Origin of the sequence: Caballeronia sp. SEWSISQ10-4 2 (assembly GCF_030464885.1) — a bacterium.
Classification (GTDB): Bacteria; Pseudomonadota; Gammaproteobacteria; order Burkholderiales; family Burkholderiaceae; genus Caballeronia.
Window position 1 is genome coordinate 45,073 of sequence record NZ_JALPRJ010000034.1, and the last position, 14,025, is coordinate 59,097.

The 14,025-nt window shown below is 61.8% G+C and carries 12 protein-coding genes and 1 tRNA gene; 11 read left to right on the plus strand and 2 right to left on the minus strand.

Translation table 11 applies throughout. The features are described from left to right. The first annotated feature begins 82 nt into the window (after positions 1 to 82). The 11 genes from htpX to M0D69_RS22885 all read left to right on the plus strand — a co-directional run bounded on the left by htpX (position 83) and on the right by M0D69_RS22885 (position 10,327). Entirely contained in the window at positions 83 to 940 is an 858-nt protein-coding gene (gene htpX / locus M0D69_RS22835) for a zinc metalloprotease HtpX (protein WP_301784169.1), read from the plus strand. Positions 941 to 1,146: 206 nt separating this feature from the next. After that, positions 1,147 to 2,631, plus strand: a complete 1,485-nt coding sequence (gene rsmB / locus M0D69_RS22840; RefSeq protein ID WP_301784170.1) for a 16S rRNA (cytosine(967)-C(5))-methyltransferase RsmB — start codon at positions 1,147 to 1,149, stop codon at positions 2,629 to 2,631. After that, positions 2,628 to 3,236: a DUF4390 domain-containing protein gene (locus M0D69_RS22845; RefSeq protein ID WP_301784171.1), complete on the plus strand. Its 609-nt coding sequence runs from the start codon at positions 2,628 to 2,630 to the stop codon at positions 3,234 to 3,236. The genes rsmB and M0D69_RS22845 overlap by 4 nt, the downstream gene beginning before the upstream one ends. Positions 3,237 to 3,267: 31 nt before the next feature. Then, positions 3,268 to 5,655 carry a PAS domain-containing sensor histidine kinase gene (locus M0D69_RS22850; protein ID WP_301784207.1) on the plus strand — a complete coding sequence of 796 codons (2,388 nt, stop codon included), beginning with the start codon at positions 3,268 to 3,270 and terminating at the stop codon, positions 5,653 to 5,655. Continuing rightward, on the plus strand, positions 5,656 to 6,378 hold the full coding sequence (gene esaR / locus M0D69_RS22855; protein WP_301784172.1) for a response regulator transcription factor EsaR: 723 nt from the start codon (positions 5,656 to 5,658) through the stop codon (positions 6,376 to 6,378). It abuts the gene before it with no gap. A gap of 89 nt (positions 6,379 to 6,467) precedes the next feature. After that, positions 6,468 to 6,543, plus strand: a tRNA-Phe gene (locus M0D69_RS22860). Between the two features lie 300 nt (positions 6,544 to 6,843). Next, positions 6,844 to 7,578, plus strand: a complete 735-nt coding sequence (gene queC / locus M0D69_RS22865) for a 7-cyano-7-deazaguanine synthase QueC (RefSeq protein WP_301784173.1) — start codon at positions 6,844 to 6,846, stop codon at positions 7,576 to 7,578. A gap of 2 nt (positions 7,579 to 7,580) precedes the next feature. After that, complete coding sequence (gene queE, locus M0D69_RS22870) at positions 7,581 to 8,213, plus strand: 7-carboxy-7-deazaguanine synthase (protein ID WP_301784174.1); 633 nt, start codon at positions 7,581 to 7,583, stop codon at positions 8,211 to 8,213. 27 nt (positions 8,214 to 8,240) lie between these two features. Next, complete coding sequence (gene queD, locus M0D69_RS22875) at positions 8,241 to 8,687, plus strand: 6-carboxytetrahydropterin synthase QueD (protein WP_301784175.1); 447 nt, start codon at positions 8,241 to 8,243, stop codon at positions 8,685 to 8,687. Between the two features lie 174 nt (positions 8,688 to 8,861). Then, complete coding sequence (locus tag M0D69_RS22880; protein WP_301784176.1) at positions 8,862 to 9,644, plus strand: HpcH/HpaI aldolase/citrate lyase family protein; 783 nt, start codon at positions 8,862 to 8,864, stop codon at positions 9,642 to 9,644. Next, positions 9,641 to 10,327, plus strand: a complete 687-nt coding sequence (locus M0D69_RS22885) for a tetratricopeptide repeat protein (protein ID WP_301784177.1) — start codon at positions 9,641 to 9,643, stop codon at positions 10,325 to 10,327. Before M0D69_RS22880 ends, M0D69_RS22885 begins: the two co-directional genes overlap by 4 nt. A gap of 66 nt (positions 10,328 to 10,393) precedes the next feature. Here M0D69_RS22885 and rodA read toward each other — a convergent pair whose 3' ends face one another. Together rodA and mrdA are read right to left on the minus strand one after the other, a co-directional pair. Further along, positions 10,394 to 11,542: a rod shape-determining protein RodA gene (rodA, locus tag M0D69_RS22890; RefSeq protein ID WP_301784208.1), complete on the minus strand. Its 1,149-nt coding sequence runs from the start codon at positions 11,540 to 11,542 to the stop codon at positions 10,394 to 10,396. A gap of 21 nt (positions 11,543 to 11,563) precedes the next feature. Then, positions 11,564 to 13,963, minus strand: coding sequence for a penicillin-binding protein 2 (mrdA, locus tag M0D69_RS22895; protein ID WP_301784178.1), 2,400 nt, complete (start codon positions 13,961 to 13,963; stop codon positions 11,564 to 11,566). Between the last annotated feature and the right edge of the window lie 62 nt (positions 13,964 to 14,025).

Below are 14,025 nucleotides of genomic sequence, written 5' to 3' on the forward strand. Positions count from 1 at the left end.
GCCGAACTGTTCGGTCAGGCAAAAAGGCCGTTTCGGCCGCTCGCGCTTAACGCGCATTGATATTGGGTGAGGAGTTCAAGACATGTTCAATTGGGTCAAAACCGCGATGCTGATGGCTGCGATCACGGCCCTTTTTGTCGTGATCGGCGGAATGATCGGCGGCAGCAAGGGTATGGCGCTTGCGCTGATCGTCGCCCTCGCGATGAATTTCTTCTCGTACTGGTTCTCCGACAAGCTCGTGCTGAAGATGTACAACGCACAGGAAGTCGACGAAGCCAGCGCGCCGCAGTTCTACCGCATGGTTCGCGAGCTTGCTACGCGCGCGCAGTTGCCAATGCCGAAGGTTTATCTCATCGACGAAGCCGCGCCGAACGCGTTCGCCACCGGCCGTAATCCGGAGCACGCGGCGGTTGCGGCCACTACCGGCATTCTGCGGGTGCTGTCCGAGCGCGAATTGCGCGGCGTGATGGCGCATGAGCTCGCGCACGTGAAGCATCGCGACATTTTGATTTCGACAATATCGGCGACCATGGCCGGCGCGATCTCGGCGCTCGCGAACTTCGCGATGTTCTTTGGCGGACGCGATTCAGACGGGCGGCGGTCGAACCCGATCGCGAGCATTGCAGTGGCGATGCTTGCACCGCTTGCCGGTGCGCTGATCCAGATGGCAATATCGCGCGCGCGCGAATTCGAAGCCGATCGTGGCGGGGCGCAGATTTCGGGCGATCCGCAGGCGCTCGCCAGCGCCCTCGAGAAAATTCACGCCTATGCAGCGGGCGTGCCGTTTCCGACCGCCGAGCAACATCCGGCCACCGCGCAGATGATGATCATGAACCCGCTGGCGGGCGGCGGAATCTCCAAGCTCTTTTCGACGCACCCCGCCACCGAAGAGCGCGTCGCACGCCTGATGGAGATGGCGCGAACCGGTCGGATGGAGTGATTGCACCAAGGGCGCAGGCCATAGACCCATCGCCGTTCAAGCGGCGATGGGTCTTGTCATAACAGCGGTCATAACAGCGGAACCCCCTTCAATCCCGTCCGTTCGGCCAGCATGCAGGCGCCTATCTCAGGCCCAAACCCCTCGCAAGTTACAATACTTCGTTTGTGCGGACCGGCATTGGCCGGCTCGAACGCCTTCGCCCCGACATGACCGAAAAGCCTTCCCGGCGCCGCGCCGTTTCATCTGCGGATAGCAGCCGAGCGTCGTCCGACGCCCGTCTCGCTACGCTTCACCTCGCTCCCGATTCACTCGCGTTCGCGCTCGATGCCGCCGCGCAAGCGGTCGGCGCCGTGCGCGCCGGTTCCGCGCTGCCCGCGGCGTTGCAGACGGTGATCGCGGCAACGCATGTGGCGGTATCGCGTGGAGCGACGCAGGACATCGCTTATCGCACATTGCGGCGTCTCGCCGTAGCCGACGCGTTGCTTGCAAAGCTGGTGCGCAAGGCGCCGCCGCCGCACGTATCGAATGTGATGGTCTGCGCGTTCGCACTGCTAGTGGACGACGAAGCCGACGCCGCTTACACGCCGTTTACCGTGGTCGATCAAGCCGTCAGCGCCATCGCCGCGCGGCGCGAGTTTGCGTTTGCGAAGGGTCTGGTCAACGCGGTGTTGCGCTCGTTCCTGCGTGAGCGCGACGCGCTGCTGACTGAGGTTCAAAGCGATCCGGTCGCGCGTTTCAACTATCCCGCGTGGTGGATCGACGCCGTCAAGCGCGGCCAGCCCGACGAATGGGAAAACATCCTGGACGCCGGTAACCGGCAAGGCCCGCTTACCTTGCGCGTGAATGCACGGCGGATGAGCGTCGCGCAATATCTCGACGTCCTCAAGGCCGAGCACATCGAAGCCGAAGCCGCGGGCATTCACGCCGTGCGCCTCAAAACACCGATGGCGGTCGACAAGATCCCCGGTTTTGCCGATGGCGTAGTCTCCGTTCAGGACGCCGGCGCGCAACTCGCCGCGCAGTTGCTGAACGCGCGCGACGGCATGCGCGTGCTCGATGCCTGTGCTGCGCCCGGTGGCAAAACGGGCCACGTGCTCGAACTCGCGAACGTAGAGTTGATCGCGGTGGAAAGCGATGCAGGGCGCGCGCGGCGCATTGGTGAGAATTTGCAGCGTCTGAATGTGCAAGCCGAGATTCGCGTGGGCGATGCCGGAGACCCGGCCGGTTGGTCGGACGGCGATCCGTTCGATCGTATTCTTGCCGACGTGCCGTGCTCGGCGTCGGGGATCGTGCGGCGTCATCCTGACATTCGCTGGCTGCGCCGTCCGACCGATATTGCCGCGCTGGTCGAAGAACAGCGCCGCATTCTCGCCGCGCTCTGGCCACTGGTTGCGAGCGGTGGCGAGTTGCTCTACGTTACGTGCTCGATCTTTCCCGAAGAGGGCGAGTTGCAGGCGCAGTGGTTTGGAGCGGTGCACGAAGATGCGGTACGATTGGACGCGCCGGGGCAATTATTGCCGACAGCCAGCCGAACCGGCACGGCTGGCTTGCAAGTATCACCGGACCCGGCCACGAACTCGCTGACGGACAATTCAGGCGAGGCGCAACGTACCCGCTTAACATTAACGCGGGACGCGGAAGCCTTTGCGGACCACGACGGATTCTTCTACGCGCGCTTTCAGAAACGGTGACGATCAAACGCTTTTTTCCGCTGCGGCTCGCGCCTGCCGGCCAGGCCCTGCTGGGCTTGTTGTTGAGCCTTGCGCTGTCGTTCATGAGCGTTTCGGCCGCGCAGGCCGATCCCATCGCTGTGCAGCGTGCGTCGTTGCAGGCGGACGGAACCGGCTGGAGCCTCGACGCCCGTTTCGACTTCGATCTCAACAGCAGTCTTGAAGATGCCGTGAACAAGGGCGTGCCTTTGTATTTCACAACCGATTTCAATTTGTCGCGGCCACGCTGGTATTGGTTCGACGAAGAACCGGTGAGCGTGTCGCAAAGCATCAGGCTTTCGTTTCAGCCGCTCACGCGCGAGTATCGTGTCTCCACGGGAGGCTTGCAGCTTGGCTTCGCCACGCTTCAGGAGGCGCTCGCGGTCGTCAAGCACGTAACGTCATGGCACGTGATCGATCGTAATCAGGTCAAGCCCGGCGAGACATATAACGCGTCGGTGCGCATGCAGCTCGACATAGCGTTGATGCCCAAGCCGTTCCAGATCGACGCGGTGAACAACCGCGACTGGAATCTCTCTTCCGACTGGAAGCGTTTCACTTTTACGGCGGCGACCAGTGCTAAATAAACTACGCCGCCGGCCGCTGCGCCGCACGAACATGACGGGCATCGTGGTTCGCGTGCTCGTGACGACGGTCGCGCTCACGGCCATTCTGCTGCTCGTGATGCTGGCGCTCGCCAGCGCGAACACCGAGTTCTTCGATCGCTATTATCAGTGGCTCTACGCCGCGAATCTCGCGGTAGCGGTCGTGCTGATACTCATTGTCATCGGGCTGCTGGCGATCATCATCACGCGGGTGCGGCAGGGTAAGTTCGGCACGCGGCTGCTCGCGAAACTTGCGTTTATCTTCGCGCTCGTGGGCGTGGTGCCGGGCGGAATCATCTACGTGGTGTCGTATCAGTTCGTGTCACGCAGTATCGAATCATGGTTCGACGTGAATGTGGAAACCGCGCTCACGTCGGGGCTCAATCTCGGGCGCGGCATGCTCGACGCATCGTTGTCGGATCTGCAGAATAAAGGCCGTCTGATGGGCGACCAGCTTGCCAGCGCCGATCCAACCAGCCTCACGCTCACGCTCTTGCGCCTGCGCGATCAGTTCAACGTGCAGGACGCGACCATCGTCGAACCAGCGAGAAGCGGCTCGGGCACCGCGCCCGATGTGCGCGTGGTGGCGCAGGCATCGAGTAACTTCGCCGCGCTCGTGCCCGACGATTTGCCATCGCCCCTGCAACTGAATCAGGCGCGCAGCCGGCCTTATGGGGCGATCGAAGGCGAGGTGGATGGCGATTCGAGTCAGACCGGGCCGAAAGGCGCGTTGCGGCTGCGGGTGATTGTAAAGATCCCCGACAGTTCCACCACCGAGTTGCAGCCAACGGAACGTTTCCTGCAGATCGAACAGCCGGTTAGTACCGGACTCGCCCGCAATGCCGATGCTGTGCAGCGCGCGTATCGCGAGTATCAGGAAAAGGCACTTGGGCGCACCGGTTTGCGCAAGATGTACATCGGCACGCTCACGCTCGCGTTGTTCCTCGCGACCTTCATTGCGATGATGCTGGCGCTCGCGCTCGGCAATCAGCTCGCCCGCCCGTTGTTCCTGCTCGCGCAAGGGACGAAGGAAGTGGCCGAGGGCGATTACACGCCCAAGCGCGAAGTGAAGTCGCGTGACGAACTCGGCTTCCTCACGCAGTCGTTCAACGCAATGACACGGCAGTTGTCTGAGGCGCGCGCGGCGGTCGAGAACAATCGCATTGCGCTGGAGCATTCGAAGGCGTATCTCGAGAGCATTCTCGCGAACTTGACGGCGGGCGTGTTCGTGTTCGACCGCCAGTTCCGTTTGACTACGGCGAACCGCGGTGCCGAGCGTATTTTCAGGCAGCCGTTCAATGGGTCATTGAATCTGCCGCTGGAGCAAATTGGCGTGTTGGCGGAGTTCGGCGCGATGGTCCGTAAAGCCTTCGCTGATCGCGACGCGGCGGCGAGCGGCAGTGGCCGGCCTATCGGCGATCGCGGTCACTGGCAGCAGCAACTCGCGGTTCCCGTACCCGGCGAGACCGATCCGCTGACCTTGCTGGTACGCGGCACGCAGTTGCTGACCCTGACCGAAAGCGATACCGACGACGCCGAGACAACCGGCTACGTAGTCGTATTCGACGATATCTCCGACGTCATCTCGGCGCAGCGTTCGGTTGCATGGGGTGAAGTGGCGCGACGGCTTGCGCATGAGATCAAGAACCCGCTCACGCCGATTCAATTGTCGGCCGAACGGCTGCAGATGAAGCTGGCTGACAAGCTCGCTCCCGCCGACGCTGACGTGCTCAAGCGCGGCGCGACCACCATCGTGAACCAGGTGCAGGCAATGAAGCAGATGGTCGACGACTTCCGCGAATACGCGCGCACGCCGCCGGCTGTTCTTGGCAACCTGCAACTCAACGATCTCGTGACGGAAGTGCTGACGTTGTATGGCATCGAAGAGGGCAAGAGTCATATCACCGTCGAGCTGACAAAATTGCCGGTGATTCGCGGCGATGCCACGCAGCTTCGTCAGGTGATTCACAACCTTCTGCAGAATGCACAGGACGCCGTGGCCGATGTCGCCGAGCCACGCGTGCTGCTTGAAACGAAGACAGTAGAATATGGCGACCCCGATGCCTCAGGACATGCCCGCGTAGCGGTGCGGTTGACGGTATCGGATAACGGTTCTGGTTTTCCCGCGCGAATTCTCTCGCGCGCGTTCGAGCCTTATGTGACGACGAAGGCCAAGGGCACGGGCCTGGGTCTTGCAACGGTGAAGAAGATCGTCGACGAGCATGGCGCGCGCATCGACATTCGTAATCGTTCGAAGACCGCTGACGTGATCGAAGGCGCGCAGATCTCGATTCTGTTCCTGCAACTCGCGGACGATACCGCCGAACCGGGCGCGACGCCGCCCTCGACGGCTGCGAGCCACGGAACGACAAAAGCATTAGTGCAGACAAGGGCAGCGTAAATGGCAACCATCTTGGTGGTAGACGACGAAATGGGTATCCGGGAATTGCTCTCGGAGATCCTGAGCGACGAAGGTCACGTGGTGGAGACGGCGGAGAATGCGCAGCATGCGCGGGAGTATCGATTGCGGCAGGCGCCCGATCTCGTGCTGCTCGACATCTGGATGCCCGACACCGACGGTGTGACGCTGCTGAAAGAATGGGCGGCGCAGGGCAAGCTCACCATGCCGGTGATCATGATGTCTGGCCATGCGACCATCGATACGGCGGTTGAAGCCACGAAGATCGGCGCGCTCAACTTCCTTGAGAAGCCGATCGCGTTGCAAAAATTGCTCAAGGCGGTCGAGCAAGGGCTGGCTCGCGGAACGGCGGCAGCGCCGATTGCAAACGCGGCCATGCGGCCGGCGTTGCCGGTGAGCGGTTCGACGGTGCCGGCATCTGCAGCGTTGCCGGTGGCTTCGTCGCTGAACTTAGGCGGTAGCGCCGATGGCAACGCGCTGGGCGCGGCGGCGAGTCCGGCGGGTGCGACGGCATCCATTTCCTTCGACATCCCATTGCGCGATGCACGCGATGCCTTCGAGCGCGCGTACTTCGAGTATCACCTGGCGCGTGAGAACGGCAGCATGACGCGCGTGGCGGAGAAGACGGGACTGGAGCGTACGCACTTGTACCGGAAGTTAAAGCAGCTTGGCGTTGACCTTGGTAAAAACAAGAGCGAGGCTTGACTGGCTTGGGTTCCAGGATCGTTGCAGTAAAAAGGTGCCAAAAAGCACTTGAGCGGCATAATCCACTTTGATATACTTTCGTTCTTCGTGGCCCGGTAGCTCAGTTGGTAGAGCAGCGGATTGAAAATCCGCGTGTCGATGGTTCGATTCCGTCCCAGGCCACCACAGTTGCAAAAAATGCCCGGAAACCGCAAGGTTTCCGGGCATTTTCAATTGTGTCCGGAAGGCGCGTTTGAGCTGCCAGCGAGCTGCCAACCCTCGTCGTCCCAATGCTGCCCCGGTGCGTCAAAACGGCGCCATGGTAAAATCCTTGGTTCTTCAAAGACTTGGGCGCAATGAGCTCGCAGCGCACCCGCTTTCGCCACCTATACTGGTGTGGCCCGGTGCTGACACTGCCGTCGCCAGGTCTAGCGCGAAATGCCACACCACGGCGCGCCTCTCAAGCCTTCATTCATGGAGTTCACGGTGACTCGGACAGACGCTAAAGACAGCGCATTGGTGCTGTTTTCCGGCGGCCAGGATTCGGCCACATGCCTCGCCTGGGCGCTCGATCGTTATACGACCGTCGAGACGCTCGGCTTCGACTATGGTCAGCGGCATCGCGTGGAACTGGAATGTCGGGAAGGCTTTCGTACGTCGTTGAAACAGCAGTTCCCGCACTGGGCTGAGCGGCTCGGCGAAGATCACATGATCGACCTGTCGGTCCTCGGTGCGATCAGCGATACCGCCATGACGCGCGAGATCGAAATCGAAGCGAGCGCGAACGGTTTGCCCAACACGTTCGTACCGGGCCGCAACCTCATGTTCATGACCATCGCAGCCGCCATCGCGTACAGGCGGGGATTGAAGGTGCTGGTCGGCGGCATGTGCGAGACGGATTTCTCGGGCTATCCCGATTGCCGCGACGACACCCTGAAGTCGCTGCAAATCACGCTCAATCTCGGCATGGACAGCCGCTTTCTGCTCGAGACGCCGTTGATGTGGCTCGATAAAGCCGATACCTGGCGGCTAGCCGAACAGCTAGGCGGCGAGGCGCTGGTGGAACTGGTGCGCGTCGAGACACACACGTGTTACGTCGGCGAGCGCGCCGAGCTCCACGAGTGGGGTTTCGGCTGCGGCCAATGCCCGGCATGCAAGCTGCGCAAGCGCGGCTACGAAGCCTACAAGTCGGGCGAGCAAGTCACCACCGAACCGGTTTAATCATGACGTACGCAGTAAAGGAAATTTTCTACACGTTGCAGGGCGAAGGCGCGAACGCCGGCCGTCCGGCTGTGTTCTGCCGCTTTGCCGGCTGCAATCTCTGGTCCGGTCGCGAGGAAGATCGCGCGGACGCCGTGTGCCAGTTTTGCGATACGGATTTTGTCGGCACGGACGGCGAGAATGGCGGCAAATATCGCACGCCGGCTGAGCTTGTCGCGATGATCGCGTCGCAATGGCCTGATGGCGAAGCGCATAAGTTCGTGGTCTGTACGGGCGGTGAGCCGATGCTGCAAATCGACCAGCCTTTCGTCGATGCCCTGCATGCAGCGGGCTTTGAAATGGCCATCGAAACGAATGGGTCGCTGCCGGTGCTGGATGGCATCGACTGGATTTGCGTGAGCCCGAAAGCCGGCGCGCCGCTGGTCGTGACGAAGGGCAACGAGTTGAAAGTCGTCGTGCCGCAAGACAATCAGCCGCTCGCCGATTACGCGAAACTCGACTTCCAGTATTTCCTTGTGCAACCCATGGACGGCCCGTCGCGCGACATCAATACGAAGCTCGCGATCGACTGGTGCAAGCGGCATCCGCAATGGCGCCTGTCCATGCAGACGCACAAGTACCTCAACATCCCCTAACGCGAATCACGCCCAAGCTGAGCCGACGTGCAGACGATTACCCGAAAACTCGAATTCGATGCGGGCCACCGCATCCCCGATCACCGCAGCCAGTGCCGTAACCTGCACGGCCATCGTTACGTGCTCGAAATCACGCTGCAAGGCGAACTCGTCGAAACCGAAGGTGCGCCGGATCGCGGCATGGTGATGGACTTCGCCGATGTCAAGGCGCTGGCAATGGAACACCTGGTCAACAAGTGGGACCACGCGTTCATCGTCTATGCACGCGACGAAAAAGTACGCGGTTTTCTCGAGTCCATGGCTGACCATAAAACCATCGTGCTCGACCGTATTCCGACCGTTGAAAATCTCGCCGGCGAGGCGTTCCGGATTCTCTCCGGCGTCTACGACGCGCACTATGGCGTCAATCTGAAGCTCAAGCGCATACGCCTGTATGAAACGCCGAATTGCTGGGCTGACGTCGAAGGCATCTAAAGTCTCCGAGGTCGCGGCTTCCAAGGCTGGCCTCCTGCCAGCGCGCTTTTGTCACGGTATGATCGTTGAACAAGCCGCACGTTTTGCTGCGGCGCATTCCAGCGACATAGCCCTATCGGAGCGAGACATGCCTGCCAACTATCCCGTCGTGTTTGATCTATCCGAGATCCCGCGATGAGCACCTACACCAATCTCCTCAAGCAGCGCCTCAACGAATCCGGCACGTTGTTCGGTCTGTGGTTGTCGCTCGGCAGCGCGGACGTGGCCGAAGCCGTGGCGCATGCGGGCTTCGACTGGCTCTGTATCGACATGGAGCATTCGCCGAACGACAGCCACGACGTCGTCGCGCAACTTCGCGCGATTGCCGCAGCGCACTTGCCCACTGAGCCGATCGTTCGCGTGCCGGCGCATGAAGGCTGGCTCGTGAAACGCGTGCTCGACGCAGGCGCGCGCACGCTGATGTTCCCGAACGTGGAGTCGGCGGAAGAGGCGGCACACGTCGTGCGTCTCACGCAATATCCGAGCGCAGATGCACGCGATGGCTTGCGCGGCGCGGCCGGCGCAGTGCGCGCAGCGGCATACGGAATCCGGCGCGATTACGTGGGTTCGGCCAACGCGCAGATATCGACGATTGTGCAGATCGAGTCCGAGCAGGCGCTCGCGAACGTCGACGCGATTGCGGCGACGCCTGGCGTGGATTGCCTGTTCATCGGACCAGCGGATCTGGCCGCGAGTCTCGGCCATCTCGGCGATACGAAACATCCGGATGTGCAGGCGGCGATCACGAAGATCATCGATACCGCGAAACGCGCGGGCATCGCGAGCGGCATCTTCGCGCTTGATGTTGCGAGCGCGCGGTTGTACGCGGAAGCCGGCGTGAAAGTGATCGCGTTATCGGCGGATGTGGGCTGGCTGTTAAAAGCGACGCGACAGGCGTTGCAGGAGGCAAGGGCATGAAACCCGGAATATTGGGCGCAGTTTTCATGGCGGTGACGGTGACGGTGACATTGGCGTGCAGTGCAGCAAACGCGCAGACCATCAAGAACAGTGATCTGGCGACGCAAAGTGCCGTCGCCGATTACAACGCGGGCAACTTTGGCGCGGCGCGCTCGGAGTTTCTACGTGCGGCGAAGAAGGGCAGTCGCCTCGCCGAATTCAATTACGCGATGATGCTGGTGAATGGCGAAGGCGGTCCGGCGGATGTGGACGAAGGCAAAAAGTGGTTGCGCAAAGCCGCCGATGCCAACATGACGCAAGCGCAATTCGTGTACGGCAAGATGTTCGACGACGGCGAGTTTGTCGACCGCGATCCAATCGAGGCGCACCGCTGGTTTCTGCGCGCGGCGAACCAGGGCCACGTCCAGGCGCAACTCGCGCTGGCGAATCAATTCCTCGATGGCCGAGGCACACCGCGCGACAACGCGCAGGCGTTCGTCTGGTACAAGAAGGCGGCCGAAGGCGGCGATATGACGGCGCAATACGTGGCCGGATCGTTTTATGAACGCGGCGGCGATGGCGTGCAGAGGAACATCAACGTGGCGCGCGCGTATTACGCAGCGGCGGCGGCGCAGGGCGATCCTGCGGCGAAGCTGAAGTATCAGCAACTCAGCGCGGAACTCGCGCGGGAACGGCCGCAATAAAACAAAAGCCCGCGATGAAAACATCATCGCGGGCTTGGCCGTCACAACGTGTGATTTAGAGAAACCCTAGCCTTTCATCAGCCGCTTTTGCCGTGACACGCTCATGATGAGACCGATCGCGACGCCGAGCGTCGTCAGCGCGGTTCCTCCGTAACTCATGAACGGCAGCGGTACGCCGACCACCGGCAGAATCCCGCTCACCATCCCGATATTCACGAACGCGTAAGTAAAGAACGCCATGGTCAGCGATCCGGCCAGCAAGCGTCCAAACAGCGTCGCCCCGTTCGCCGCGATAAACAGCCCTCGCGCGATCAACGCCATGTAGAGGAAGAGCAGCACGAGCCCGCCCACGAGCCCGAATTCCTCCGAAAACACCGCGAAAATGAAGTCGGTATGTTTCTCGGGGATGAACTCCAGATGCGCCTGCGTACCCTTTAACCAGCCCTTGCCGAAGGTACCGCCCGAGCCAATCGCAATCACGGCCTGAATGGTGTGGAAGCCTTTGCCGAGCGGATCGGAGGTCGGGTCGAGCAGCGTGCAGATACGGTGCTTCTGGTAGTCGTGCATCAGCGGCCAGTTCACTTCCGGCTGGCAAATCCGCTCCTGGAATATGCCGATACTCGCGACCACCATCACGCCTGCAACGAGAATCGGCACGATCAGCTTGAAACTCAAACCCGCGAAATAGATCACGAAGAGGCCCGCCGCGAACACCAGCACGGCAGTGCCGAGATCCGGCTGCTTGGCGATTATCGCGACCGGCAGGATCAGGATCACGAAGCCGACGATGTAATCCCACCAGCGGACGCCGCCTTCACGCCGCTGGAAATACCACGCGAGCATGAGCGGCATCGCGATCTTCATGATCTCCGAGGGCTGGATCACCACGCCCACGTTTAGCCAGCGTTTCGCGCCTTTGCGGGTCAGCCCGAACGTAGCGACCGCAATCAGCAGCGCCATACCGACGGTATAAAGCGGCACGGCGAAACGCATCAGCGTGGGCGGCGGTACGTTGGCGAGAATCCACATCAGCCCGAACGTCAGCATGATGTTGCGCAACTGGTCTTCCACACGGCCGGGGACATCGAGACTTGCGCTATACAGCGTCACGATGCCCACGCACAGCAGCAGGAACACGATCAGCGCGAGCGGTTTGTCGAAGCCCGCGAACATGCGCTTCGTGCGTTCGAGCCAGACGCGCTTGTCGAATTGCAGCGCTTGCATGGCGATTCTCCTTTACTCGTCGATGCCGCCAGACGGCGTCAACGTCTGGATGGCGCCTTTGCCGATGTTGCGGGGAATCGCGGCGCTCGGCGCGGGTTCCTTCGGCGGTGGCGGCGGTGTCGGTGCGGCGGGGGCCTTGCGGACCTCGGCTGTGCGGGTGACTTCCTTCGCGTTGGCAACAGCCGGCGCTTTCGATGCAGTTGCTGGCCGCGCCATTTCCCGCGCTTCCGTGGCGATGGGCGGGACCGGCACGCGCGGCGCTTCGAGCGCGCGCAACATGCTCGGCGCGACGGGAACGGCCGATGCCGCCGACGCCGCTTCGGCTCCGCTGCTTGCCGAGGCAGCCGAAGCGGACGCCGCAGCCGCACCGGACGCCGCCAATGGCTTGAACGCCGGCGAGGCGGCCGTCACGGAAGCGGGCAGCGCCGCGTCCACGGGGCTTTGCGCGCCACCGATCACCGGCGCATCAGCATCTTCCGTCGCCGATGCCGCCGCTGCCACGGCCGCTGCTTCCGCGCCGGGTTTCAGTCTGTCGACGAGGTAATAATCGAGCACTTTCCGCGCGATCGGCCCGGCCGATTCCGCGCCCCAGCCGCCGTTTTCCACGATCAGCGCAACGGCGATAGTCGGATGGTCCGCCGGCGCGAACGCGATAAACAACGCGTGGTCACGCAAATGTTCCGCTGTCGCGTGACCCGAATAATTCGCACCCTGCAGCGAGTAGACCTGCGCCGTACCGGTTTTACCGGCCGCCACATAAGGTGCGCCGCGGAAAATCTTGGCGCCCGTGCCGCTAGTGATCACCCCTTCCATCGCGTGCTTGATGAAGTCGACGTCCACTTGCTTGACGGCAATCCTGTCGCTCGGATCGCGCACGGTGATGCGTACCGCCTTGCTGATCGGATTCTCGACTTCCTTCACCAGGTGCGGCTTCATGACCACGCCGTCGTTCGCAAGCGTAGCGGTCGCGTGCGCGAGTTGCAGGATCGTGAACGAGTTATAGCCCTGTCCAATACCCAGGCTGATCGTCTCGCCTTCATACCAGCGCTGCTGTTCCGGCTTCCGGTACGCCTTCTTTTTCCAATCCGTCGACGGAAGGATGCCGCGCGCTTCGCCGTTGATATCGATACCCGTGATCTGGCCGAATCCCCACGGCTTCATGAAACCGGCCATCGCGTTCACGCCGAGATCGTGCGCCAGCATGTAGAAATACGTGTCGTTGGAGACCACGATCGCGCGATTCATGTCGACCCAGCCTTGCCCTGCGCGCACGTCGTTGCGGAAGGTGTGGCCGCCGAACGTGTACGAACCCGGGTCCTGGAAACCCCAATTGGTCGTGCGTTTGTGCAGCGTGAGCGCGGCGAGCGCCAGGAACGGTTTGTAGGTGGAACCGGGCGGATACGTGCCGTGCAGCGGCCGGTTAAGCAGCGGGTGATCGGGCGAGTTGTTGAGCGAATCCCAGGTCTGCTGGTCGATGCCATCGACGAACGAATTCGGGTCGAAACTCGGTGCCGAGACAAACGCGAGCACGTCGCCCGTCGACGGTTCGATGGCGACCAGCGCACCGCGCTTGTCTGCGAACGCCTGTTCGGCGACCTGCTGCAAGCCGATATCCAGCGACAACACCAGGTTGTTGCCCGGCGTAGCTTGCGTGCGCGACAGCGTGCGCACCGGCCGGCCGCCTGCGGTGACTTCCACTTCCTCGAAGCCGGTCAAACCGTGCAGCTCCGTCTCGTAGCTCTGCTCCACACCGATCTTGCCGATGTAGTCAGTACCCTTGTAATTGTTCGCGTCCAGACGCGGGTCGTAGTGATCGGTATCGGCGTCGTTCTGGTCGCTCGCTTCGTCGATACGTTCCTGATCGCGCTGCGAAATCCGCCCGATATAGCCGATCACATGCGCCGCCGTCGGCCCGAGCGGATATTGCCGGAACAGCCGCGCACGCACTTCCACGCCCGGAAAGCGGAACCGCTGCGCGGTGAAACGCGCGACTTCCTCGTCGGTGAGACGCGTGCGGATGGGCAAGCTCTCGAAATTCTTCGAGTCTTCCAGCAGCTTTTTAAAGCGCCGCCGGTCGCGCTGATCGACGGGAATCACCGTCGCGATGCGATCGATTTCATCGTCGAGCGTGGTGCCGATCTTCGATGGCGTGATTTCCAGCGTGTATGCAGAGTAATTCTTCGCGAGGACCACGCCGTTGCGGTCGGTGATGATGCCGCGGTTCGGCACGATCGGCGCGACGGAGATGCGGTTTTCATCGGCTTGCAGCGAGTATTTGCTGAAATGCCAGACCTGCAGATACAGGAACCGCACGCCGATCAGCCCGAAGCAGACGAACACGAACAGGCCGGCGGCAGCCACACGCAGGCGAAACTTCGATAACTGTTGTTCGGCGTTCTGAAATTCGGTCATGCAATCTTCGCGGGGACCGCGTGTGTGGCGTATGTGGCGTATGTGGCGTGCAGCAGGCGCTT

Bases quoted from the DNA above. Each gene is read 5' to 3' on its own strand.
- esaR (WP_301784172.1), top strand. From the start codon at position 5,656: ATGGCAACCATCTTGGTGGTAGACGACGAAATGGGTATCCGGGAATTG.
- M0D69_RS22885 (WP_301784177.1), top strand. From the start codon at position 9,641: ATGAAACCCGGAATATTGGGCGCAGTTTTCATGGCGGTGACGGTGACG.
- M0D69_RS22880 (WP_301784176.1), top strand. From the start codon at position 8,862: ATGAGCACCTACACCAATCTCCTCAAGCAGCGCCTCAACGAATCCGGC.
- M0D69_RS22850 (WP_301784207.1), top strand. From the start codon at position 3,268: ATGACGGGCATCGTGGTTCGCGTGCTCGTGACGACGGTCGCGCTCACG.
- mrdA (WP_301784178.1), bottom strand. From the start codon at position 13,963: ATGACCGAATTTCAGAACGCCGAACAACAGTTATCGAAGTTTCGCCTG.
- rsmB (WP_301784170.1), top strand. From the start codon at position 1,147: ATGACCGAAAAGCCTTCCCGGCGCCGCGCCGTTTCATCTGCGGATAGC.
- queE (WP_301784174.1), top strand. From the start codon at position 7,581: ATGACGTACGCAGTAAAGGAAATTTTCTACACGTTGCAGGGCGAAGGC.
- htpX (WP_301784169.1), top strand. From the start codon at position 83: ATGTTCAATTGGGTCAAAACCGCGATGCTGATGGCTGCGATCACGGCC.